Origin of the sequence: Fusobacterium ulcerans (genome assembly GCF_003019675.1) — a bacterium.
Taxonomy (GTDB): domain Bacteria; phylum Fusobacteriota; class Fusobacteriia; order Fusobacteriales; family Fusobacteriaceae; genus Fusobacterium_A; species Fusobacterium_A ulcerans.
The window spans coordinates 1,169,882-1,194,593 of sequence record NZ_CP028105.1; the positions used below are offsets into that span (position 1 = coordinate 1,169,882).

Annotated in this window: 16 protein-coding genes, 1 tRNA gene, 3 rRNA genes and 1 other annotated feature; all 20 genes read right to left on the minus strand. The window is 35.0% G+C overall.

The genetic code is table 11. The features are described 5' to 3' along the window. Positions 1-11: 11 nt before the first annotated feature. Positions 12-569 carry a guanylate kinase gene (gene gmk, locus C4N20_RS05285; protein WP_005979668.1) on the minus strand — a complete coding sequence of 186 codons (558 nt, stop codon included), beginning with the start codon at positions 567-569 and terminating at the stop codon, positions 12-14. Between the two features lies 1 nt (position 570). Further along, positions 571-810 (minus strand): extracellular matrix/biofilm biosynthesis regulator RemA family protein, encoded by a 240-nt coding sequence (locus C4N20_RS05290; RefSeq protein ID WP_005979671.1) that lies wholly within the window; start codon positions 808-810, stop codon positions 571-573. Between the two features lie 8 nt (positions 811-818). Then, on the minus strand, positions 819-1,697 hold the full coding sequence (locus tag C4N20_RS05295) for a YicC/YloC family endoribonuclease (protein WP_005979674.1): 879 nt from the start codon (positions 1,695-1,697) through the stop codon (positions 819-821). Positions 1,698-1,765: 68 nt separating this feature from the next. Next, positions 1,766-5,734 (minus strand): DNA-directed RNA polymerase subunit beta', encoded by a 3,969-nt coding sequence (gene rpoC, locus C4N20_RS05300; protein ID WP_005979675.1) that lies wholly within the window; start codon positions 5,732-5,734, stop codon positions 1,766-1,768. Positions 5,735-5,856: 122 nt separating this feature from the next. After that, positions 5,857-9,357, minus strand: a complete 3,501-nt coding sequence (gene rpoB / locus C4N20_RS05305; RefSeq protein ID WP_005979677.1) for a DNA-directed RNA polymerase subunit beta — start codon at positions 9,355-9,357, stop codon at positions 5,857-5,859. A gap of 240 nt (positions 9,358-9,597) precedes the next feature. Then, on the minus strand, positions 9,598-9,963 hold the full coding sequence (rplL, locus tag C4N20_RS05310) for a 50S ribosomal protein L7/L12 (RefSeq protein ID WP_005979679.1): 366 nt from the start codon (positions 9,961-9,963) through the stop codon (positions 9,598-9,600). 91 nt (positions 9,964-10,054) lie between these two features. Next, positions 10,055-10,567 carry a 50S ribosomal protein L10 gene (rplJ, locus tag C4N20_RS05315; protein ID WP_005979681.1) on the minus strand — a complete coding sequence of 171 codons (513 nt, stop codon included), beginning with the start codon at positions 10,565-10,567 and terminating at the stop codon, positions 10,055-10,057. Positions 10,568-10,584: 17 nt separating this feature from the next. Continuing rightward, positions 10,585-10,725: a sequence feature (ribosomal protein L10 leader region), on the minus strand. Positions 10,726-10,728: 3 nt separating this feature from the next. Beyond that, a complete protein-coding gene (gene rplA, locus C4N20_RS05320; protein ID WP_005979682.1) occupies positions 10,729-11,436 on the minus strand; it encodes a 50S ribosomal protein L1 in 708 nt (235 codons plus the stop codon). 105 nt (positions 11,437-11,541) lie between these two features. Beyond that, the gene (rplK, locus tag C4N20_RS05325; RefSeq protein ID WP_005979684.1) at positions 11,542-11,967 is read right to left on the minus strand and encodes a 50S ribosomal protein L11; all 426 of its coding nucleotides are present in this window, start codon (positions 11,965-11,967) and stop codon (positions 11,542-11,544) included. 71 nt (positions 11,968-12,038) lie between these two features. Next, positions 12,039-12,638 (minus strand): transcription termination/antitermination protein NusG, encoded by a 600-nt coding sequence (gene nusG, locus C4N20_RS05330; protein ID WP_005979687.1) that lies wholly within the window; start codon positions 12,636-12,638, stop codon positions 12,039-12,041. Between the two features lie 4 nt (positions 12,639-12,642). Then, the gene (secE, locus tag C4N20_RS05335; RefSeq protein ID WP_081462973.1) at positions 12,643-12,825 is read right to left on the minus strand and encodes a preprotein translocase subunit SecE; all 183 of its coding nucleotides are present in this window, start codon (positions 12,823-12,825) and stop codon (positions 12,643-12,645) included. 34 nt (positions 12,826-12,859) lie between these two features. After that, positions 12,860-12,935: transfer RNA gene (locus C4N20_RS05340), tRNA-Trp, on the minus strand. 26 nt (positions 12,936-12,961) lie between these two features. Next, positions 12,962-13,114 carry a 50S ribosomal protein L33 gene (gene rpmG, locus C4N20_RS05345; RefSeq protein WP_035960606.1) on the minus strand — a complete coding sequence of 51 codons (153 nt, stop codon included), beginning with the start codon at positions 13,112-13,114 and terminating at the stop codon, positions 12,962-12,964. 185 nt (positions 13,115-13,299) lie between these two features. After that, positions 13,300-13,416, minus strand: a 5S ribosomal RNA gene (gene rrf, locus C4N20_RS05350). A gap of 70 nt (positions 13,417-13,486) precedes the next feature. Further along, positions 13,487-16,397: ribosomal RNA gene (locus C4N20_RS05355) — 23S ribosomal RNA — on the minus strand. A gap of 173 nt (positions 16,398-16,570) precedes the next feature. Continuing rightward, positions 16,571-18,078 (minus strand): 16S ribosomal RNA (locus C4N20_RS05360). The 16S, 23S and 5S rRNA genes sit together here, the layout of an rRNA operon. A gap of 1,304 nt (positions 18,079-19,382) precedes the next feature. Beyond that, entirely contained in the window at positions 19,383-22,010 is a 2,628-nt protein-coding gene (gene leuS / locus C4N20_RS05365; RefSeq protein WP_390621148.1) for a leucine--tRNA ligase, read from the minus strand. A gap of 63 nt (positions 22,011-22,073) precedes the next feature. After that, positions 22,074-22,688, minus strand: a complete 615-nt coding sequence (locus tag C4N20_RS05370; protein WP_005979691.1) for a sigma-70 family RNA polymerase sigma factor — start codon at positions 22,686-22,688, stop codon at positions 22,074-22,076. Between the two features lie 26 nt (positions 22,689-22,714). Then, on the minus strand, positions 22,715-23,422 hold the full coding sequence (gene rlmB / locus C4N20_RS05375; RefSeq protein ID WP_005979693.1) for a 23S rRNA (guanosine(2251)-2'-O)-methyltransferase RlmB: 708 nt from the start codon (positions 23,420-23,422) through the stop codon (positions 22,715-22,717). Between the two features lie 17 nt (positions 23,423-23,439). Continuing rightward, complete coding sequence (gene murA / locus C4N20_RS05380) at positions 23,440-24,708, minus strand: UDP-N-acetylglucosamine 1-carboxyvinyltransferase (RefSeq protein ID WP_005979695.1); 1,269 nt, start codon at positions 24,706-24,708, stop codon at positions 23,440-23,442. Positions 24,709-24,712 lie beyond the last annotated feature (4 nt).

The following is a 24,712-nucleotide window of genomic DNA, read 5'->3' on the forward strand; positions in this document are numbered from 1 at the left end:
TAGCCTCCTATTTATTTACTTTTTTCTTCTATTATTTTTTTTAATTCATTACATGCTTGCTCTACAGTATGATTTATTATTGTTATATCATATTCTTTCTCATATTCCAACTCTTTTATTGAATTTGCAAGTCTAAGCTGAATAGTTTCTTCACTATCTGTTTTTCTTCCTCTTAATCTTGCTTCAAGATCATTCTCAGTTGGTGTTTTAAAGAAAATAAGATTTGCTCCAGGATATTGATCTCTTACTTGAAGACCACCTTGTACATCAATTTCCAATATTACATTTTCACCTTTTGCCATTCTATTTTCCACTTCTGATTTTAAAGTTCCATAATAATTTCCATGAACTGTTGCAGTTTCTAGAAAATCTCCATTTTCTCTTTTCTTAAGAAACTCTTCTTTGGTAAGAAAATAGTAATCTCTTCCATCTACTTCTCCTGTTCTTGGTTCTCTTGTAGTTGCAGAAGTAGCAAGGTTTATTCCAAGCATTTTACGTACAAGTCTACAGATAGTAGATTTTCCAGCACCACTAGGTCCCGATACTACATATAGATTTCCTTTTGGCATTTTATTCTCCTTTCTCAATTCTAGCTGATATCGTCTCTGGATTTATAGCTGACATTATAACATGATTTGAATCTGTTATTATTAAGGTTTTTGTTTTCCTTCCTAAAGTTGCGTCTATAAGTCTATTTTGAAGTTTAGCTTCCTCTCGCAATCTCTTACTTGGAGCTGAGTCAGGATTTATGACAGCAATTATCCTCACATCCATTACCATATTATTAAATCCAATATTAATGGGTCTCATAGATCCTCCTATTCGATATTCATAGCTTGTTCTCTAATTTTTTCCAATTCATTTTTACATTCTACTATAAGCTTTGAAATATCATACAGATTACACTTTACTCCTGTAGTATTCAATTCTCTGAATATTTCCTGAAGAATAAAATCCATCTTCTTTCCTACTGCTGTATCATTATTTTCCATCTCTTTCCTTAACTGTTCCATATGACTGTCAAGCCTTGAGATTTCTTCTGATATATCTGACTTATCAGTAAAAAGAAGTATTTCTTTAAGAATATCTTCATCTTTAAAATCTATAGTTCCTCTGATTTTATCAAGTCTCTCCATAAGTTTTTCTTTATAGTTTTCAACTACTATTTCTTTATATTTTTTTATTTCAGTTATTTTTTCTTCAAGAACATCTATTCTTTCCAGGAAATAAGCTTTTAATCTATCTCCTTCATCCTCTCTGGTTTGAATAAATGGAATGAGCAGCTCATTTACTTTCCCTAATACAAAAGCTGAATACTCACTTTCATCAATCTCAAAATCATTTTTTTGTATAACATTTAAATTTCTAACTAAAATATCCATTTTATTTGTGAATTTTTCATTAAAATCATTTTCCATCTCTTTAAGTACATTCATATAAGCTGAGCTTAAATTTCTATCATAATCAAAAAGTTTTCCAAGTTCTCTCTTATCTTCAAATTCTATTTTTAGATCTAAAGAGCCTCTGCTGATTTTTGAAGCAACTTCCGTTCTTATTGCTCCTTCTAAAAAATTTAAATTATATGGAAGTTTTATTTTCAAATTTAAATTTTTATTATTTACACTTTTAAGTTCCATGTTGATAGCAAAACTTTCATCTTGGTATGTAAGTTTTGAATATCCTGTCATACTTCTCATAATTTTTTCCTCCAGGAAAGATGAAACAAATACAGGAATAGGCGACCTTGTCGCCTATTCCTATTATATTATTCTTCTTCTAATTCTAATTCTTGCTCTTCCAGTTCAACTGCTTTTACATTTTTATATGCATTAAATCCAGTTCCTGCTGGAATCTTTTTACCTATGATTACATTTTCTTTTAATCCTTCTAAGTAGTCAATTTTACCTTCTATTGCCGCATTAGAAAGAACTTTTGTAGTTTCTTGGAATGAAGCAGCTGATATAAAGCTTCCTGTATTAACAGCAGCTTTAGTAATACCTTGAATGATTGGCTCATACTTGATTAAAGGTTTTCCTAAATCTTTTAATCTTGCATTTTCCATATCAACAACTCTTTTCTCAACAACCTCATCTTCTAGGAATAAAGATACTCCAGAATCAACGATTCTTACTTTCTTAAACATCTGCTTAACGATGATCTCGATATGTTTATCATTAACTCCAACTCCCTGGTCTCTATACACTTGCTGTACTGACTCAAGTATAAACTGCTCAGCAGCTACAAGTCCCTTGATGTTCAATACGTCAAATGGAGAAATAGCTCCCTCAGTTATCTTATCTCCAGCTTTAACAAGCATACCGTCAGTTACTACCAGACGTTCTCCAACTGGTACTAAATATTCTCTGAAGTCTTTTGCATCAGTTGTAGATTTTACAATGATAACTCTCATACCTTTCTTTTTCTTACCAGTTACTTCTATTTTTCCTTCTATGTCAGTAAGCATTGCTTTACCTTTAGGATTTCTTGCTTCAAATAGCTCTTGTACTCTTGGAAGACCTCCAGTGATGTCTTTTGTTCCAGCACCTTCTTTAATGATCTTAGCTATTGTTTGTCCTTTTTTAACTTCTTCTCCCTCTCTTACCATTAAGTAAGCTCCAAATGGGATAGTGTAGCTTCCTTTTGTATTCCCTTCATTATCGAATATTACAACTCTTGGGTTAATATCTCCTGATTCAACTGGTTTAATAGCCATATACTCAGTAACATCATATTTTTCGTCGTAATTTTCTTTTACATAAAGTTCTCTATACTCTATTCTACCATCTTGGTCAGCTATAATAGGGATATGGAATGGATCGAATGTTACTAGTGTAGTACCTATCTCAACTTTTTCTCCCTCTTTTACTTTAAGTATTGATCCTGATGGAATTTCATAGTCATAGTTTCCAATGATTATTTTAGCAGACTGACTTACTACTGTTTGTTCCCCAGTAGTATCGTTTTCAAGAATTTTTATATCTCTATAAACAACTTTTCCAGCATTTTCTGCTCTTATTCCACTTATTACAGTAGCTGCTGTTGCAACTCCTCCAGTATGGAATGTTCTCATTGTAAGCTGTGTACCAGGTTCCCCGATTGATTGAGCTGCAATAACTCCAACCGCTTCTCCTAAAAGTATTTCTCTATGGTTAGATAAGTCCATACCATAACATTTTTTACATACTCCTTTTTCAAGAGAACAAGTCAATGGAGATCTGATTTTTACTTTTCTGATACCTAATTCGCTTATTTTATCTATAAGTTCTTTTCCAATCATAGTATTTCTAGTGGCAATCACTTCACCTTCATGTACTAAATCTTCTGCAAGAACTCTTCCTCTGATTCTTTCTTCTAATTTCTCAATAACTTTACCTTCTGATACAAGTTCTCCAACTTCAATTCCTTGCTCACTTCCACAATCTTCAGCATTTACTATAACTTCATGTGAAATATCAACAAGTCTTCTTGTTAAATATCCTGAATCGGCAGTTCTTAGGGCAGTATCTGCCAGTCCTTTTCTTGCTCCATGCGATGACATGAAGAATTCCAATACTGTTAGTCCTTCACGGAAGTTCGCTTTAATAGGAACCTCAATGATTCTTCCTTGCGTATCGGCCATGTTACCCCTCATAGCAGCTAGCTGTCTCATCTGAGAAATGTTACCTCTGGCTCCTGAGTTCGCCATCATATAAACTGGGTTGAATTGATCTAGTCCATCCATCATTGCCTTTGTTACAGCTTCAGTAGCTTCAGACCAAACAGCGATAGTTTTTCTATATCTTTCTTCGTTAATGATTTTTCCTGATTTATAATCAGCATCTATTTGAGCAACTTCATCATCTGCTTTTGCAAGAATTTCTTTTTTAGCTTCTGGAATTTCCAAATCTTCTATACCTACTGAAACTCCTGCCATAGCACCATAGTGATATCCAAAGTCTTTAATTTTATTAATAAGCTCTGCTGTTTCAGCAAATCCATGCTCATCATATAATCTAGCAATAAGTTTTTTAAGTTGTGATTTACCAAATGTTACATGATATTGCTTATCCACTTCAGGAAGCATTTCATTGAACATAATTCTTCCAGGAGTAGTTTCTACCATTTCATCTTTGATTCTTACTTTAATAATAGCATGAGTATCTAATACTCCATTATTATAAGCTGTAAGAGCTTGATCTATATTTGAGAAGCATTTTCCTTCACCTTTTGATCCTGGTCTGTCTTTAGTCATATAGAAACATCCCATAACCATGTCTTGAGAAGGTACTGCTATTGGTTCTCCATTTGATGGAGAAATAATATTGTTTGGAGCTAGCATTAGAAGTTTTGCTTCCATTATAGCTTCTGGTGACAACATTAAGTGAACAGCCATTTGGTCTCCGTCAAAGTCAGCATTAAATGCTGAACATACTAATGGGTGAAGTCTAATAGCCTTACCTTCTATTAGTACAGGTTCAAATGCTTGTATAGATAATCTATGAAGAGTCGGAGCTCTGTTAAGTAATACTGGGTGATCTTGAATTACATCTTCAATTACATCCCATACTTTATCATCTGCATCTTCAACTAATTTTTTAGCTGTTTTGATATTTGAAGCAAGTTCTCTTTTTACAAGCTCTCTCATAATAAAAGGTTTGTAAAGTTCAAGAGCCATTTTCTTAGGAATTCCACATTGATTCATTTTCAATGATGGTCCAACAACGATAACCGATCTTGCTGAGTAGTCAACCCTTTTTCCAAGTAGGTTCTGTCTAAATCTACCTTGTTTTCCTTTTAGCATATCAGAAAGAGATTTTAATTCTCTATTGTTTTGAGCAACAACTGGTTTTCCTCTTCTTCCATTGTCAATAAGGGCATCTACAGCTTCCTGAAGCATTCTTTTTTCATTTTTTACAACAATTTCAGGAGCTTTTATTTCTAAAAGTTTTTTAAGTCTGTTGTTTCTATTAATAACTCTTCTGTAAAGATCATTCAAGTCAGAAGTAGCAAATCTTCCTCCATCTAATTGAACCATTGGTCTTAAGTCAGCTGGAATTACTGGAACATTTTTCAGTATCATCCATTCAGGCTTATTATTAGAAGAGATAAAATCTCTAACTATTTTAAGTCTTTTAACTACTTTCTTTCTTTTTTGTGAAGAAGTTACATCTTCCAATTCTTTTTCTAATTCATCTCTTAAAGACTCAAGATGAGTTTTTTCAAGAAGCTTTAATACAGCTTCTGCTCCCATAAGAGCTTCAAACTTATTTCCGTATAATTGTTTATACAATTTATACTCTTTTTCAGTAAGGATTTTTCCTTCTTTCAGGTTACTTTCTCCAGCTTCTGTAACTATATATCTTGCAAAATATAATACAGATTCCAATTCCTTTGGAGATAGTCCAATGATAAGTGACATTTTATTTGGAGTTCCTTTAGAATACCAAATATGAGATACTGGAGCAGCCAAAGAAATATGACCCATTCTCTCTCTTCTTACTTTAGATCTAGTTACTTCTACCTCACACTTTTCACAAACAAGACCTTTATATCTCATTCTCTTATACTTACCACAAGCACATTCCCAGTCTTTAGTTGGTCCAAATATTTTTTCACAAAACAGACCATCTCTTTCTGGATTTAAAGTTCTATAGTTGATAGTTTCAGGTTTTGTAATTTCCCCGTATGACCATTCTTCAATCTTTTCAGGGGATGCTAATCTAATTCTTATTTTCTCAAAACTTCTTATTCCCATTAAATGCAAAGCCTCCTTAATTGAGATAAAGCTACATATAATTTATCTATATGGATGATAAAATGGGTTATTTGTTACATATAACCCATGTTTATCCCTAACAGTTCATTTTATTTAATTGTTTAATCTTTGAATTCAGCTAAAGGAGAATATTCAGTAGTTATATCCTCTTTATTTAATTCTTCATCTACATTTATAACATTATCTTCTTGGTCAAATAACTCAACATCAAGTGCTAATGCTTGGAATTCTTTCAACAATACTTTGAAAGATTCTGGTAGATCTGGCTCAGGCATTTCTTCACCTTTGATTATAGCCTCATAAGTTTTTGTTCTTCCTGTAACATCATCCGATTTTACAGTAAGCATCTCTTGAAGTATGTTTGAAGCTCCATATGCTTCTAGTGCCCAAACTTCCATTTCTCCAAGTCTTTGTCCTCCAAATTGAGCTTTTCCTCCCAATGGCTGTTGTGTTACCAAAGAATAAGGTCCAATTGCTCTAGCATGCATTTTATCTTCTACCAAGTGATGAAGTTTAAGCATGTACATTCTTCCAACTGTTACTGGATTATCAAACTTCTCACCAGTTCTTCCATCATAAAGATCAACTTTACCACTTCTAGGGAATCCTAGTTTTTCAAGATAATCTTTAACTTGGTCTTCAGACGCTCCATCAAATACTGGTGTAGCAATATGAGTCCCACCATTATAGTTACCCATAGCCATACCTAAGTGAACCTCAAGTACCTGTCCAATATTCATACGTGAAGGCACTCCTAGTGGGTTAAGTACAACATCCAGATGTGTTCCATCAGCTAGGAACGGCATATCTTCAGCAGGAAGTACTCTTGATACAACCCCTTTATTTCCATGACGTCCAGACATTTTATCTCCAACAGTTATCTTTCTTTTTTCAGCAACTAGTACTCTTATAGCTTTATTAACCCCAGCTTTAAGTTCATCTCCATTTTCTCTAGAAAGCTCCAGAATTTCTACTACAGTTCCTTTTGATCCGTGAGGCATTCTAAGCGATGTATCTCTTACATCTCTAGCTTTTTCTCCAAAGATAGCTCTCAATAACTTTTCTTCAGCAGGTGGTTCAGTTTCCCCTTTAGGAGCTGTCTTACCTACAAGTATATCTCCTGGCCCAACTTCAGAACCTATAGTTATTATTCCTTTAGAATCTAGTTTTCTCAATGCTTCCTCAGAAATATTAGGTATTTCTCTTGTTATTTCTTCATCTCCAAGTTTAGTATTTCTAGCTTCTATTTCATATTCTTCCACATGGATAGATGTAAATACATCATCCTTTCTTAATCTATCAGATATTAGAATCGCATCTTCGTAATTATATCCTTCCCAAGGCATGAATGCCATTAGAATATTTCTTCCAAGTGCTAAGTCTCCACCTCTTGTAGCAGGTCCATCAGCTATTACTCCTCCAGCTTTTACTTCCTCTCCAGGAGAAACAAGTGGTGTTTGATGTAAACACATAGATTGGTTAGATCTTTCAAAATTAAGCATTCTATATTTATGCTCTTTTCCTTCTGGATCTTCTATAACTATCTTTTGTGCATCTACATATACAACTTTACCATCAGTTTTAGAAATAACAACTGCTCCAGAATCTACGGCAACTTTTCTTTCTAATCCTGTTCCTATATATGGAGCTTCAGTTCTTAACAATGGTACAGCCTGTCTTTGCATGTTTGATCCCATCAGTGCTCTGTTGGCGTCATCGTGTTCTAAGAATGGAATTAATCCAGCAGATACAGATACCACTTGTTTAGGTGATATATCTAGATAATCAACTTTTTCACCACTAATACCTACAATTTCATGACCAAATCTACATACAACATCACCAAGAAGTGATCCATCTTCTCCAATTTTTGTATCAGCTTGTGCAATAAATAATCCTTCTTCTTCATCAGCTGCAAGATAATCTATTTGGTTAAAGTCAGCTTTACCATCTATAACTTTTACATATGGAGTTTCAATAAATCCATATTTATTTATTTTTGCATATATTGCCAATGAACCAATAAGACCGATATTTGGTCCCTCTGGTGTTTCTATTGGACAGATTCTTCCATAGTGAGAATCGTGAACGTCTCTTACTTCGAATCCTGCTCTTTCTCTCGAAAGTCCTCCAGGTCCTAGAGCTGATATTCTTCTCTTATGAGTTAATTCCGCTAATGGGTTAGACTGGTCCATGAACTGAGACAATTGTCCTGATCCAAAGAAGTCTAAGATAAGTGCATTTAATGGTCTTGTATTAAGTAATGATTGAGAAGTTAAAGTTTCAGAATCCTGAACTGTCATTTTCTCTTTTACCATTTTACCCATTTTAGAAAGTCCCGCTTTGATTTGCATCAATAACAGCTCTCCTACACCTCTCACACGTCTATTAGATAAGTTATCTATATCATCAGTATGTCCATTTCCATTATTTAGATTAATTACATATTTCATTGTTCCAATAATATCATCTTTAGTCAATAATATTTCATCTTCAGGAACATTAAGCTTTAATCTTTTATTCATTTTGTATCTTCCAACTGGCTCAAGATCATATCTTTGAGGATTGAAAAACATTTGCCTGATAAGTGATCTTGCAGACTCTACAGTCACTAAATCTCCTGGTCTTAATTTCTTGAATACTTCTGTTACTGCTTCCTCTTTTGTAAGTGTACTATCATTCAAAACAGTATTAGCTAAAAGTTTATCTTCTGGTTTTACTTCCCAATAAGTAACTTTTTCTATTTTGAATTCTATCATTTTCTCTATTAACGCTTCATCTATAACCGCATCTGCTTCAGCTATAACCTCACCAGTTTCATCATCATAGATATCTTCTTTAATAAAGCTTCCTTCAAATCTTGTTCTGATTACACTTAAAAGTTCATCTTTGTTTTTATATTTTTGGAATATTGAGGCTAAATCTAATTCTTTAGTTTCTAAGAAATAGTCTTTTATCTCTGTATTGTTGTTGAAAAAATCAATAGCCTTTAGGAATACAGTAGCTAATACCTTTTTCTTTCTATCTATTTTTATACTCAAGAAATCGTTTTTATCTGTTTCAAACTCAAGCCAAGTTCCTTTATATGGAATAATTTTTCCAGAAAAAAGGTCCTTTCCTGTTTGAATATTGATCTCTTTGTTGAATGAAACTCCTGGAGATCTATGTAACTGTGATACAACAACTCTTTCAGCACCATTGATTATAAATGTACCTCTTTCAGTCATCATTGGAACTTCTCCAAAGTAGACTAAAGACTCTTGTATCTCGTTTCCACTTTTCTTATTGATAAGTCTTAATCTTACTTTCAAAGAAGTAGAATAAGTTTTTCCTCTCTTTTTACACTCAAGCTCATCATTTAATGGTGGCTCTGCTTCATGTAATTCATAAGAAACATACTCCAACTTGATATCTCCATTAGAAGATTCAACAGGGAAAATTTCTCTAAAAGCTGATTCTAACCCCTTATCTTTTCTATTATTTGGAGCCTCTTTAGCTTGTAGAAAATCTTCATAGGAATCCAATTGGAACTCAAGAAAATGAGGCATTGTTCCTCTTTCTTTTATCCTTCCAAAATTCAATCTTTCAACGAGTTTCCCCATTAATTCACACCCCTTACTAATTCTTTAAAGTTTAATACCTAATCACTTGAAAATAAAAGGCTAAAATCTATTTCCAAATGATTAATTATCACTGTTCCAAAACAAAAATTTACATCACGATGTAATACAAATCATACTTTTAAGTTATCCTTAATAATTAGTAAAAAGGCACTCTGATTAAGAGTGCCTTTTTTTTTTAATTAAATAAGATTTTTAGTTCAAAATTAAAAGTCCAATCAATTATTTAACTTCTACTGTAGCTCCTGCTGCAGTTAATTTCTCTTTTACAGATTCAGCTTCTTCTTTAGAAACTGCTTCTTTAAGTTTTCCACCATTATCAACTAATTCTTTAGCTTCTTTTAATCCTAATCCAGTAATTCCTCTTACTTCTTTGATTACTGCAATTTTGTTAGGTCCTGCTGCAGTTAACACTACATCAAATTCAGTTTTTTCTTCAGCAGCTTCTGCTACTGCTGGTCCTGCTACTGCTACTGGAGCTGCTGCAGTTACACCGAAGTGCTCTTCTAATGCGCTTACTAAATCTTTTAATTCTAAAACTGTCATAGCTTCTAATTCAGCTATAAATTTTTCTCTATCGAATGCCATTTATTGTTTCCTCCTTAGTTTTTATACACAAATTTGTGATTTATTATAATTATTATTTTATTTCATTAATTAAACCAATTGAATTCTTAAATTATTCAGCTGCTGCTTCTTTTTTATCAGCGATAGCGACAGTTGCATAAGCAAGTTTTCTGATTGGTCCAAGCATTGAGTTAAGTAACATAGAAAGTAATTGATCTCTTGAAGGTAATTTAGCTAGAGCTTCAACTCCTTCAGCTTCAACTCTTTTTCCTGTTAAAACTCCACCTTTTATTTTGAAAATATTTTGTTTTGCTTTAGCCTTATCTTTTGCTAAATCAAAAACAATTTTTGCAGGAGCTACTGGATCATTATATCCAAAAGCGAAAGCTGTAGTTCCTTCCAAAATATCTTCAAAAGAATCCTCAACACCTGCTTCTTTAAGAGCTATTTTGAATAATCTGTTTTTAGTTACAAGATATTCAGCACCAGCTTCTCTCATTTTTCTTCTCAATGCAGTTTCGTCATTAACACTGATTCCTTGATAATCAACTAATACTACTGATTGAGCTTTTTTAATTTTTTCTACTAGTTCAGCTACGTGATCTATTTTTGCTTGAGTTGCCATTTATTTTTCACCTCCTCTTTTCTTAAAAATTACCTCCGTGCCAAAGAATGGAACGGAGGTTGAAATCACACTATGAGGCTAGCGAAACCTGCTTCCAACCTCGGTAGGGTAATTAAGGTTAAACCACCTACGGTCTTTGGTTTGGATCTATATTAAATTATTTATCCAACATATTTAGCTACTAATGCAGGGTCCATTTTGATTCCTGGTCCCATTGTTAGTGATACAGCAACAGTTCTTAAGTATTGTCCTTTAGATGATGCTGGTTTTAGTCTTGTGATTTGATCTAAGAAAGCTTTGAAGTTTTCTTCAATTTTCTCAGGAGCAAAATCTGCTTTACCAATTGGTACATGAATTGATCCTAATTTATCTACTCTGAATGCTAATTTACCTTTTTTGAATTCAGAAACAGCACTAGCGATATCTGGAGTTACAGTTCCAGATTTTGGATTTGGCATTAATCCTTTAGTTCCCAATATTTTTCCTAGTCTTCCTAGTTTAGGCATCATGTCTGGTGTAGCGATAACTAAATCGAAATCTAACCAACCTTGTTGAATTTGAGCAATATATTCATCAGAACCTGCATAATCAGCTCCAGCTTCTAAAGCTTTCTCTACATTAGCTCCTGAAGTGATAGCTAATACTTTTACAGTTTTCCCAGTTCCGTGAGGAAGAACAACTGTTCCTCTAACTTGCTGGTCAGCATGTCTTGGATCTACTCCAAGTCTTAATGCAACTTCTACAGTTTCTGTAAATTTAGCAGTTTTTGTTTTTAAAACTAATTCTAAAGCTTCTTTTACTTCATAAAGCTTTCCAATTTCTATTAACTTAGCAATTTCTAAGTATTTTTTTCCTCTATGTTTTGCCATTTTTTTAATTTCCTCCCTTTGTGGTGATGCGGAATTAATTCCTACCACTTAATATAACCATGGTACTTTGTACCATATACAACAGATTAATTAGCTTACTATTAACTAGTCTACTATTTTGATTCCCATAGATCTTGCTGATCCAGCTATGATTCTCATAGCAGCTTCTACTGATCCTGCATTTAAGTCAGGCATTTTAGTTTCTGCAAGTTCTCTTAATTTTGCTGTTGTTATTTGTCCAGCAACTTCTTTTTTAGAGTTTTTAGCTGCTGATTGGATTCCTGCTGCTTTCTTTAATAAGTCAGATGCAGGTGGAGTTTTAAGTATGAATGTGAAAGATCTGTCATTATATACAGAAATTTCTACTGGAATTACCCATCCAGCTTTATCTTGAGTTTTTGCATTGAACGCTTTACAGAATTCCATAATGTTAACTCCGTGTTGTCCTAATGCTGGTCCAACTGGTGGAGCTGGATTAGCTTTACCTGCTGGTAATTGTAGTTTTATTATCTTAATTACTTCTTTTGCCATTTTATTTAATTACACCTCCATAAATTGTGTGGTAATGACGGTGTCATCTCCCACTAAAAAGACATAACTTACTATGCCTTCTCAACACTGTTAAAATCTACCTCTACAGGAGTCATTCTCCCGAACATTTCGATCATAACTTTTACTTTCTTTTGTTCCATATCTATTTCTGCTACTTTTCCCTCATGACCTGCAAAGCCTCCTCCGAGAATCTTTACAAATTCACCAAGGCCAAAGTTAATTTTTACAACTTCTTTATTTTCTTTTTCTTCCTCTGGAATATCATATCCAATAACTCTGAAGATATTTAAAACTTCATCATCTTCCATAGGAATAGGATCAGAACCAACACCAACGAATCCTGTTACACCATTTGTGTTTCTTACTACATACCAAGCATTAGAATCAACTCTAAAGTTTATTCCATCTTCACTTTCCTCTCTTGTTGCTACCATTTCTAGCATAACATATCCTGGAAATATTTTTCTGGCTACAGTTTTCTTTTTTCCTCTAACCTCTTCAATAGTTTCTTCTTCAGGAACTAGTACTTTTGTAACTATATCTCCTATACCAAGTGTTTCTATTTTTTGTTCAAGGTCAGTTTTAACTTTTTTTTCATACCCTGAATAGGTATGAATCATAAACCATTTTTTAACTAATGTTTTTTCCATTATATTATCCTCCAAAGAGAGATACCAATACTTTCAATAGTCTAGAAGCAATTAAATCAAAAACTCCCAAATAAACGCTTAAAACTAAGCTCATAACAATTACCCAAAGAGTTGAATTCACAATCTCTTCTTTCTTAGGCCATTGAACCTTGGAATATTCCATTTTTATTCCTTGAAACAGATTCATAAAATCACCTTTATTTTCGACTTAATAAAAAAAATGGCAGGTCAAGAGGGACTCGAACCCCCAACCCTCGGTTTTGGAGACCGATGCTCTACCAATTGAGCCATTGACCTGCATGTTGTAAACTTACGTTAAAAAACTATTTTTTAGTTTCTTTGTGTAAAGTAACTTTTTTGTCCCACTTACAGTATTTATTAATTTCTAATCTTTCAGTAGTGTTCTTTTTATTTTTTGATGTACTATAGTTTCTTCTTTTACACTCTGTACATTCTAATTGAATATTTACTCTCAATTTTACACCTCCACTCATTAACGGTATCTTTGCGATCCTCCCATATTAAATTATAATATGGTGAAAAAGAGTTTACTCTATCTTGCTTTCTAAGACATAGAATATGATATCAGATTTTCTTAACTTTGTCAAATATTTTTATTAAAATATTTTAAAAATTTTAATTTTTTTTAACAAAGAAAAAAGCTTGGCAAGTTCCTATCCTCCCGGGAGGCTTCCCTCCAAGTACTTTCAGCGTTTACGGGCTTAACTTCTGGGTTCGGAATGGGACCAGGTGTACCCCCGCAGCTATTCTTACCAAGCTGTGTGTGTATTATTTCTAATAGACACTTGAAACTATATAGTAGCATACGCTTTCGCGCTTTCAATCTTTAGGTTAAAACTTTGACTTATTAGTATTGGTCAGCTAAAAGCCTCGCAGCTCTTACACCCCCAACCTATCAACCTTCTAGTCTCGAAGGAGTCTTAAAGAATACTTATCTTGAAGCTGGTTTCCCGCTTAGATGCTTTCAGCGGTTATCCGTTCCAAACGTGACTACCCAGCTGTGCCACTGGCGTGACAACTGGTACATCAGAGGTTTGTCCATCCCGGTCCTCTCGTACTAAGGACAGATCTTCTCAATATTCTAACGCCTACAGTGGATAGGGACCGAACTGTCTCACGACGTTCTGAACCCAGCTCACGTACCGCTTTAATGGGCGAACAGCCCAACCCTTGGGACCTTCTCCAGCCCCAGGATGCGATGAGCCGACATCGAGGTGCCAAACTTTGCCGTCGATATGGACTCTCGGGCAAAATCAGCCTGTTATCCCCAGGGTAGCTTTTATCCGTTGAGCGACGACCCTTCCATTCGGAATCGCCGGATCACTATGTCCTGCTTTCGCACCTGCTCGACCCGTCAGTCTCGCAGTTAAGCTCTCTTATGCCATTGCACTCTGCGGTTGATTTCCATCCAACCTGAGAGAACCTTTGAACGCCTCCGTTACTCTTTCGGAGGCGACCGCCCCAGTCAAACTGCCCACCTAGCACTGTTTCCGTGGCTACAAACCACAGATTAGAATTTCGACATTGAATGGTTGGTATTCCACCGACAACTCCAATACAGCTAGCGCCATATCTTCATAGTTTCCCAACTATCCTATACATGCAATGCCAAAACCCAATACCAAGCTACAGTAAAGCTCCATGGGGTCTTTCCGTCCTACTGTAGGTAACCGGTATCTTCACCGGTAGTACAATTTCACCAGGCCTCCCGTCAAGACAGCGCTCAAATCATTACACCATTCGTGCAGGTCGGAACTTACCCGACAAGGAATTTCGCTACCTTAGGACCGTTATAGTTACGGCCGCCGTTCACCGGGGCTTCAATTCGGAGCTCTCACTCCTCCTCTTAACCTTCCGGCACTGGGCAGGTGTCAGCCCATATACATCGCCTTACAGCTTAGCATAGACCTGTGTTTTTGTTAAACAGTTGCTTGAGCCTCTTCACTGCGACCCCCAAATGCTTTACAGCGCGTAGCTGTTAACATCCAGGGGCACCCCTTCTCCCAAAGTTACGGGGCAATTTTGCAGAGTTCCTTAACGAGAGTTAGCCTGTCCGCCTTAGATTTCTCATCCTGACCACCTGTGTCGGTTTCGGGTACGGGCAGTTATACCTTAACGTTAGAAGCTTTTCTCGGCAGCGTGGGATTTGTGCATTCATCTTACGACTATATATCACACCTCAAGTCTAATCTAGCGGATTTTCCTACTAGACCACTCTACATGCTTTTACGGGAACTTCCGTTCTCCCGCGCACATACCCTTCTGCGTCCCTCCATCACAAAATATAACTGGCACAGAAATATTAATCTGTTTTCCATTCGCCTACGCATTTTAGCCTCGGCTTAGGTCCCGGCTTACTCAGGGAAGACAAGCTTTACCCTGAAAACCTTGGTCTTCCGGCGAGGGGGATTCTCGCCCCCTTTCTCGCTACTTATTCCTGCATTCTCACTTCTGATACCTCCAGAGTTGCTTACGCTTCTCCTTCAACGGCCTACAGAACGCTCTCCTACCAATTGCTTACGCAATTCCACAGCTTCGGTTTATAACTTAGCCCCGTTACATTGTCGGCGCAGAGACTCTCGACCAGTGAGCTATTACGCACTCTTTAAAGGTATGGCTGCTTCTAAGCCAACCTCCTGGTTGTTTGTGAATCTCCACCTCCTTTCCCACTTAGTTATAATTAGGGACCTTAGCTGGTGGTCTGGGTTGTTTCCCTTTTGACAATGGAAGTTAATTCCCATAGTCTCACTCCTGAGCTTTGAATTATGGTATTCGGAGTTTGATTGAATTCAGTAAGCAATATGCCCCCTAGTTCATTCAGTGCTCTACCCCCATAATTAAACACTCAAGGCTGCACCTAAATGCATTTCGGAGAGAACGAGCTATCTCCTAGTTCGATTGGCTTTTCACCCCTAAACCTACCTCATCTCCCAACTTTTCAACGGCGGTGAGTTCGGGCCTCCACTGTGTCTTACCACAGCTTCACCCTGGACAGGCTTAGATCACCAGGTTTCGCGTCTACGCCCAGCGACTATGTCGCCCTGTTCAGACTCGGTTTCCCTTCGGCTCCGTTATACTTAACCTCGCCACTGAACGTAACTCGCAGGATCATTCTCCAAAAGGCACGCCATCACTCCGAAGAGCTCTGACCGCTTGTAAGCACACAGTTTCAGGTTCTATTTCACTCCCCTCCCGGGGTTCTTTTCACCTTTCCCTCACGGTACTATACGCTATCGGTTAGTAAGAGTATTTAGCCTTACGAGATATGGTCCTCGCAGATTCACACAGAATTCCTCGTGTTCCATGTTACTTGGGAGAGAACATACATTCTAATGAGTTTACCTGTACAGGATTATCACCTTCTACGATCTAGCTTTCCAACTAGTTCCAGTTCGGTCATTAGATATGTTGAATATCTTACAGTTCTTCAAACGTTCTTCCCACAACCCCATATAAGCAACGGCTGTATCCTTGACACTTATATGGTTTAGGCTCATCCCCGTTCGCTCGCCGCTACTTGGGGAATCGTTTTTACTTTCTTTTCCTCGAGTTACTTAGATGTTTCAGTTCACTCGGTACCCTCTTTCGTGCTAAGACTCCATCTTAGCAGATTGCTCCATTCGGAAATCTTGGGGTTGGCGCTCGTTTGCAGCTAACCCAAGCTTATCGCAGCTTACCACGTCCTTCATCGGCTCTTACTACCTAGGCATTCCCTGTGTGCCCTTAATTATTTTAACCTATTTTGTTTTTGTTTAATTTGATTGACAGCTAACTCTGTTTATATAAACAAGAGTTAAAATTGTATTTAATCTACTATATAGTTTCCAATGTCCATTTGATAAGTTATCCAGCGCTTAATACGCTGTAAGAACATTATCAATAGAATAGAGAAAGAGAAATGATCTCCTTAGAAAGGAGGTGATCCATCCGCACGTTCCCGTACGGATACCTTGTTACGACTTCACCCCAATCGCTAATCACACCCTCGGAACATCCCTCCTTACGGTTAGGCCTGTTACTTCAGGTGCAACCAACTCTCGTGGTGTGACGGGCGGTGTGTACAAGACCCGAGAACGTATTCACCGCAACATAGCTGATTTGCGATTACTAGCGATTCCAACTTCATGTACTCGAGTTGCAGAGTACAATCCGAACTAAGAATAGTTTTATGAGATTAGCTTACCCTCGCAGGTTTGCAGCTCTCTGTACTACCCATTGTAGCACGTGTGTAGCCCAGCGTATAAGGGGCATGATGACTTGACGTCATCCCCACCTTCCTCCTGCTCATCGCAGGCAGTCTCGCATGAGTCCCCAACTTAATGATGGTAACATACGAAAGGGGTTGCGCTCGTTGCGGGACTTAACCCAACATCTCACGACACGAGCTGACGACAGCCATGCACCACCTGTCACCAAGTTCCTCCGAAGAGGCACGAAAACATCTCTGTTAACTTCTTGGGATGTCAAACGCTGGTAAGGTTCCTCGCGTTGCGTCGAATTAAACCACATGCTCCACCGCTTGTGCGGGTCCCCGTCAATTCCTTTGAGTTTCATACTTGCGTACGTACTCCCCAGGCGGATTACTTATCGCGTTAGCTTGGGCGCTGAGGTTCGACCCCCAACACCTAGTAATCATCGTTTACGGCGTGGACTACCAGGGTATCTAATCCTGTTTGCTACCCACGCTTTCGCGCTTTAGCGTCAGTATCTGTCCAGTAGGCTGGCTTCCCCATCGGCATTCCTACAAATATCTACGAATTTCACCTCTACACTTGTAGTTCCGCCTACCTCTCCAGTACTCTAGTTTAGCAGTTTCCAACGCAATACGGGGTTGAGCCCCGCATTTTCACATCAGACTTACTAAGCCGCCTAGACGCGCTTTACGCCCAATAAATCCGGATAACGCTTGCGACATACGTATTACCGCGGCTGCTGGCACGTATTTAGCCGTCGCTTCTTCTGTTGGTACCGTCACTGACTTCTTCCCAACTGAAAGCACTTTACATTCCGAAAAACTTCATCGTGCACACAGAATTGCTGGATCAGACTTTTGGTCCATTGTCCAATATTCCCCACTGCTGCCTCCCGTAGGAGTAAGGGCCGTGTCTCAGTCCCCTTGTGGCCGTTCACCCTCTCAGGCCGGCTACCCATCATCGTCTTGGTGAGCCGTTACCTCACCAACTAACTAATGGGACGCAAAGCTCTCTCACAGCGCATATAGCTTTCATAACCAGATCATGCGACCCAATCATAATATCCGGTATTAGCATTCGTTTCCAAATGTTGTCCCAGTCTGTAAGGCAAGTTCTTTACGCGTTACTCACCCGTCCGCCACCTTCACCCGAAGGATCAAGTAGACTTGCATGTGTTAAGCATTCTGTCAGCGTTCATCCTGAGCCAGGATCAAACTCTTCGTTCAATCTATTTACTCAGTTATATAACTGATTGTTTACACCTATTTATTGTTTGTTGATTTTTTCATCTCTCTCTATTCTGTTGTTAATGTCCTTATTTTCTTTATTTAATTTGTTTCATGTTTTGTTCCGCTTTCCTGCGGCACATTGATTATAATATCACAAATACTAATTCCCGTCAACAACTTTTTTTCAATTATTTTCAAATATTTTTTATTCTTTTAAAGAACCCTTTATTTTACTGGATTTTAAAAGGATAAAAAAATTTAAATAAATTAAAAAGGGCTGTCTGATATTCATAACTTATCAAACAGCCCCCTATCTTATCTCTTCTGTGTTCAAAAATTCCTCCCATTTTTTATAGCTATCTATATCAATTTTATTTCACATATCCTTAAATTTTTATTATTACTTTCAAAGAAATTATCTACACATTTCTTAGAAGATCACTAGTTCTTCCAAATGTTAAAAATTTCTTATACTACAATAAATCTTATAAATTAATTTGTTTCCTCAGATATTTTTTATTATTAAATCCTTGATTTTATTTAGTAAAAAATAATTTAACTAGATATAATCCTTTAATAATTTTATATTCATCTGCAATTTTATTCTTTAGATAAGAATCTCTTAAACTCTTAAAATTATATTTCTCTATAAACTGATTCTATTCTCTATATATTTCTACCAAATATAAAAGGTTAAATATAATTTTGGTTTCTGTATTCTTCTCTAATTTTTAAAAATTTTATTAAATTAATTATCTCCAAATAAGTTTTTTAGTTTTATAAAACCTCTTTCTATTTCTTTTAGTAATATTTATCCTATTCACAACTAAGAAATAAAAATTAATTTCTATAAAAGTCCTAAAATAACTTCTTTAATTATAAGGATAGTGATTTATTCTAAAGATTTTTTTAAATATCTTTTATGATAAAGATATTTAAAGGTAAATATACTAAAATTTTTACTTTTATTATAACCTTCTGAAAAAAGCTCTTAATTTGATTTAAGTTCTTTTTCCTTTACCTTTTATTTCATTGGTCTCCCCTCCTTTAGATACAATTTATTGTCTAGACTCATGTATCTTTTCTTGATATATTATTACCTCATAAAATTCATTTTGTCAATAGCTGAAACTGAAAAAAATTTCATTTTTTTAAATTTCAAAATTAATTTTTCAAAAAGAAATATTAATTCATACAATTATTATCTTAAATTCTAAAATATAATCTATAAAAATATAAAAAGGCTCAAAAAGTAAATAAGTTTCAAAAACTTTTTTTACTCTTGAGCCAATTTTTTTTAATTATTTTACTACTATATTAACTATTTTTTCAGGAACAACTATAACCTTTGCTAAAGTTTTTCCTTCCATATGTTTCTTAACATTTTCTATTTCTAGAGCTAATTTTTCAACAACTTCTTTTGAAGTTCCTCTTTCCACTTCTACAGTTCCTCTTACTTTTCCATTTACCTGTACAGCTATAACAACATCTGAAGATATTGTAAGCTCTTCTTTATAAGTAGGCCACGCTTCATTGAAAAGATATCCTTTATTTCCCATTTCTTCCCATAGATCATCACAGAAATGTGGTGTAAAAGGTGAAAGCATTAGTATTATATTTCTTACTACTTCACCAAATATTTTTTTAGATTCAGAAGTAGATTTTCCTGCTTCTATTATATTTGTTTTGAAATCTTGAGTTTCATTAATAAGTTCCATAGTAGCTGCTATAGAAGTATTGAAATGATAATCATTTTCTATAGATTCAGTTACTTTTTTAATAGTTTGATTTAATTTGATAATAAGAGCTTTATCTTCTCTGCTTACGACAGTAAGATTTATTTCTCCAAACTCCATATTTTCTTTGTGCTCCATTACCAGTCTCCAGATCTTAGTAAGGAATCTATATGCTCCTGCCAGACCATTTTCATTCCATTCAAGCTCTTTTTCAGGTGGCGCAGCAAACATTATAAATAATCTAGTAGTGTCTGCTCCATATTTTTCTACCATTTCTTCTGGATCTACTCCATTATTTTTTGATTTAGACATTTTCTCTATTTTACTGATAAGTTCCTCTCCAGTTTTTTTTGAGTATGCCTTTTCTCCTTTAACTTCTACTTCTTCTGCATAAAGGAATCTATTCTCATTATTTGAATAATAAGAAGCTCCTAATACCATTCCTTGTGTTAAAAGTCTTTTAAATGGTTCATTTGATGAAAGCAATCCCATATCTCTCAATACTTTATGAAAAAATCTTGCATAAAGCAGATGCATTACTGCATGCTCTATTCCACCTATATATTGATCTACAGGGAACCATCCATCTACAATATTTTTATCAAATGGCAATTCTATATTTTTAGGATCACAATATCTTAAGAAATACCAAGATGAGTCTACAAATGTATCCATTGTATCAGTATCTCTTCTTGCAGGTCCACCACAAACTGGACATACTGCGTGTTTGAAACTTTCAGAAGTCTCAAGTGGATTTCCTGTTCCAGAAAATGAAACATCTTCAGGAAGTTTTACTGGAAGGTTTTCATCTTTTTCCATAACAGTTCCACATTTTTCACAATATAATGCAGGAATAGGTGTTCCCCAATATCTTTGTCTAGATACTCCCCAATCTTTTAATCTGTATTTTACAGTTCTTGTTCCATATCCATTTTCTTCTACAAAAACAGCTATATCTGTAAGTGCTTTTTTAGAAGGGATTCCATTAAATTCTCCAGAATTTGTCATTATTCCCATTTCTGTAAATGCTTCTGTCATTTTATCTGCTTCTAAAATCACTTCTTTTTTAGTTTCTTTATCTATAGGATTTATTACTACTTTTAATGGAAGATTATATTTTTTAGCAAAAGCAAAGTCTCTTTCGTCATGACAAGGAACTGCCATAACTGCTCCTGTTCCATAATTCATAAGAACATAATCAGCTACCCATAATTGTACTTTTTCTTTTGTTACAGGATTAATTACATGCCATCCTGTAAATACTCCTCTTTTTTCTCTTCCTTCTGCTGATCTTTCTATTAAATCAGTATTTTTCATTTCCTGTACTGCTGCTTTTATTTCTGAATTTGTTTTCAATATCTCAGAAACAATTGGATGTTCAGGTGCTACAACACAATAAGAAACTCCGTATATAGTATCTATTCTAGTTGTAAACATTGGAAGCTTTTCTCCTGTTTCTTCTACTGTAAATACTATCTCAGTTCCATAAGATTTTCCAATCCAGTTCTTTTGCATTGTAAGAACTTTTTCTGGCCATCCATCTTTTATTTCTTTATGTCCTTCTAGTAATTCATCTGCATAATCTGTTATTTTAAAGAACCATTGCTCTAACTCTTTTTGAATAACTGAAGTTTTACTGTGTCTCCAGCATTTTCCATCTTCAACTTGTTCATTTGCCAAAACTGTATTACAATCTGGACACCAGTTAACAAGTGATTTCTTTTTATATATCAATCCTTTTTCATATAATCTTTTGAATATCCATTGATTCCATCTATAATATTCAGGTGTATATGATGCTATCTCTCTCTCCCAGTCATATGAAAACCCAAGCATTTTCAATTGTCTTTTCATATTTTCAATGTTAGATTTAGTCCATACTGCTGGATGTGCTCCATTTTGAATGGCTGCATTTTCTGCTGGCAGTCCAAAAGAATCCCATCCCATAGGATGAAGTACATTGTAACCTTTCATTCTTTTATATCTAGATATAACATCTCCAATAGTATAGTTTCTGGCATGTCCCACATGAAGTTTTCCAGAAGGATAAGGCAGCATCTCGAGCACATAATAATTCTCTTTTCCTGGAACACTGTTCTCAGTTCTGAAAATATTTCCATCTACCCATTTTTTTTGCCACTTAGCTTCTACTTCTTTAAAATCATACTCTCTCAAAAATCTCACCTCTGCCATTTACTTTTATATATTCCAATTCAATATATCATATTTAAATCTCTATAACAATAGAAAATTTAATTATCCATGTTTTTCTTGATAACTACTTATCCATAGTTCACTTTTTCTCTTTATTCTCTGAAAACTGTTATCTATTGTTTTCAAACTTTTGTCCATCTCATTTGCTATTTCTCTATAAGAATAACCTTTTATCATATAATCAAAAACCTCTTTTTCAAAAGAACTAAAGTTTTCATTTACAAAAGATCTAAAATTATTGAGCTTTTCTTTAGTAAGAAATATCTCTTCAGGGTCATAATTTACATATGATTGCAACCCCTTGCTATATTCTATTTCTTTTCCTCCATCACACTCTATATAGTTTCCTGATGCAAGATTTAAGGCTGTATTTTTTTGTGTATTTGATGCCTTCACCGCTGTTAATATCTGTCTTCTTATACAGATCATCGCAAAAGTCTTGAATGATGATTTTCCTTTTTGATAAGCTTTCAATGCTTTAAGCAATCCAATAGTCCCTTCTTGTAGAAGGTCATCCTGCTCTGCTCCTATTATAAAATAATTTCTTACATTAAGATAAATAAGATTTCTATATTCTCTTAATATTATGTTAATTGATTCCTGATCGCCCAGCTGAGCTTGCTTTATCACATCTTCATTTACCAACTCAATAGCCATTTCTTTCCCTCTCTTGTATGTCTTATTTAGAATGATTTTACTATTTCAGAAAGAATTATTCCTCCAGCTACTGATACATTCAAAGAGTTTATCTTTCCATACATAGGTATTTTTATCAAGACATCACAATTCTCTTTTACTTTTTTTCTTATACCGTTTCCTTCACTTCCAAGTACAAGAGCTGTTCTGCTTGGGTATTTCTCCTTTGAATAATCTTTGCTTCCTTCTCCCTCTGCTCCATATACCCAGTAATCTAATTTTTTCAATTTAAGTAAAGCTTCTGAAATATTTGTTACTTTCACTATATCTACATGTTCTATTGCTCCTGTAGAAGTTTTTACAACTGTTTCATTTACTCTTACTGCATTTCTCTCTGGAATTATTATTCCTTTTACTCCAAATACTTCTGCACTTCTTATTAGAGCTCCAAAATTTCTTGGATCTTGTATTTCATCTAAAATGAGGACAATAGATTTTTCCATTGGAGCTATTTTTTCTAAAAATTCCCCAAATTCTACATAGTAATCATATTCACTAATATATACAGCAACTCCTTGTGAATTTTCTATTTTTTTATCTGTATAAAATATCTTGATATTTCTTTCAGATGCAATTTTTTTTATTTTATTAAGTTTTTCATCTTTATTTCCTTTAAACATTTCTAATTTTTCAATATTTTTTTCTTTGTTCTGTAATACTTCTATTACAGGGTTGACTCCTATGATTCTCTCCATTTATCCTCCAAATTTTATTATATTTCTGCTTTTATTCTTTCTATATCTGCACCAATTTTTTTAAGTTTCAAATCAAGATTTTCATACCCTCTGTCCACATGGTATATTCTGTTTATAATACTTACTCCATCAGCTTTTAGTGCTGCAAGTATTAAGCTGGCTCCAGCTCTTAGATCACTTGCCATTACCTCTGCTGAAGAAAAGTTTCCAACTCCAGCTATTGTAGCTGAACTGCTGCTTATATCTATTTTTGCTCCCATTCTATTTAATTCAGGGACATGCATAAATCTATTTTCAAATATAGTCTCTTTTATTTCACTTGTTCCATTTGCTAAAGACATTAAAGTCATTATAGGTGATTGAAGGTCTGTTGCAAATCCTGGATGAGGCATAGTTGTTACTTTTACAGGTTTCAAATCAGAAAGCTTAGAAAGTACTCTCAATCTGTCTCCCTCTATATCAAATTTTACACCCATTTCATCTAATTTCATAAGAAAACTTCCAAGGTGTTCTTTAACTACACCTTTTACCTCTATCTTCCCATCAAACATTACAGAAGCTATTATAAATGTTCCTGCTACTATTCTATCTGGAATTATTGTATGTTCACATGGAAATAACTTTTCAACCCCTTCTATTTCCAGTCTGCTTGTCCCTATTCCAGTTATTTTAGCCCCCATATCATTTAAGAAATAGCAAAGGTCCTCTATCTCTGGTTCTCTTGCTGCATTTTCTAGAATAGTTTTCCCAGTAGCCTTTACAGCAGCCATTATTATATTTTCTGTAGCTCCTACACTTGGAAAATCAAGAATTATTATTCCTCCTTTTAATTCCTCTGCTTCAGCATCCACATATCCATGATCTATTGTAAGTTTTACTCCAAGAGATTCAAATCCTTTTAAATGAAGATCCACAGGTCTGGCTCCAATAGCACATCCTCCTGGAAGAGATACCCTTGCCTTTTTTTCATGTGCAAGCATAGCTCCCATTACTAAAAAAGAAGCTCTCATTTTTTTTACAAGTTCATATCCTGCTACTAGATTTGTAAGTCCATTATTTACAATTTTATATGAATGATCATCTAATTTTTCTATTTCCAGCCCAAGACTTTCTAATAATTTAACTAATGTTCTTATATCCATTAAATTAGGTACATTTTTTAAAACATATGTCCCTTTCTCTATAAGTGTTGCAATCATTATAGGAAGAGCTGCATTTTTTGATCCTTCTACTTCCAATACTCCTGAAATTTCTTTTCCGCCTATTACTCTGAATGCTTCTACCATCGAT

Coding starts and splice junctions, on each gene's coding strand:
- gmk (WP_005979668.1), bottom strand. CDS start 569: ATGCCAAAAGGAAATCTATATGTAGTATCGGGACCTAGTGGTGCTGGA.
- C4N20_RS05290 (WP_005979671.1), bottom strand. CDS start 810: ATGAGACCCATTAATATTGGATTTAATAATATGGTAATGGATGTGAGG.
- C4N20_RS05295 (WP_005979674.1), bottom strand. CDS start 1,697: ATGAGAAGTATGACAGGATATTCAAAACTTACATACCAAGATGAAAGT.
- rpoC (WP_005979675.1), bottom strand. CDS start 5,734: ATGGGAATAAGAAGTTTTGAGAAAATAAGAATTAGATTAGCATCCCCT.
- rpoB (WP_005979677.1), bottom strand. CDS start 9,357: ATGGGGAAACTCGTTGAAAGATTGAATTTTGGAAGGATAAAAGAAAGA.
- rplL (WP_005979679.1), bottom strand. CDS start 9,963: ATGGCATTCGATAGAGAAAAATTTATAGCTGAATTAGAAGCTATGACA.
- rplJ (WP_005979681.1), bottom strand. CDS start 10,567: ATGGCAACTCAAGCAAAAATAGATCACGTAGCTGAACTAGTAGAAAAA.
- rplA (WP_005979682.1), bottom strand. CDS start 11,436: ATGGCAAAACATAGAGGAAAAAAATACTTAGAAATTGCTAAGTTAATA.
- rplK (WP_005979684.1), bottom strand. CDS start 11,967: ATGGCAAAAGAAGTAATTAAGATAATAAAACTACAATTACCAGCAGGT.
- nusG (WP_005979687.1), bottom strand. CDS start 12,638: ATGGAAAAAACATTAGTTAAAAAATGGTTTATGATTCATACCTATTCA.
- secE (WP_081462973.1), bottom strand. CDS start 12,825: ATGAATCTGTTTCAAGGAATAAAAATGGAATATTCCAAGGTTCAATGG.
- leuS (WP_390621148.1), bottom strand. CDS start 22,010: ATGGCAGAGGTGAGATTTTTGAGAGAGTATGATTTTAAAGAAGTAGAA.
- C4N20_RS05370 (WP_005979691.1), bottom strand. CDS start 22,688: ATGGCTATTGAGTTGGTAAATGAAGATGTGATAAAGCAAGCTCAGCTG.
- rlmB (WP_005979693.1), bottom strand. CDS start 23,422: ATGGAGAGAATCATAGGAGTCAACCCTGTAATAGAAGTATTACAGAAC.
- murA (WP_005979695.1), bottom strand. CDS start 24,708: ATGGTAGAAGCATTCAGAGTAATAGGCGGAAAAGAAATTTCAGGAGTA.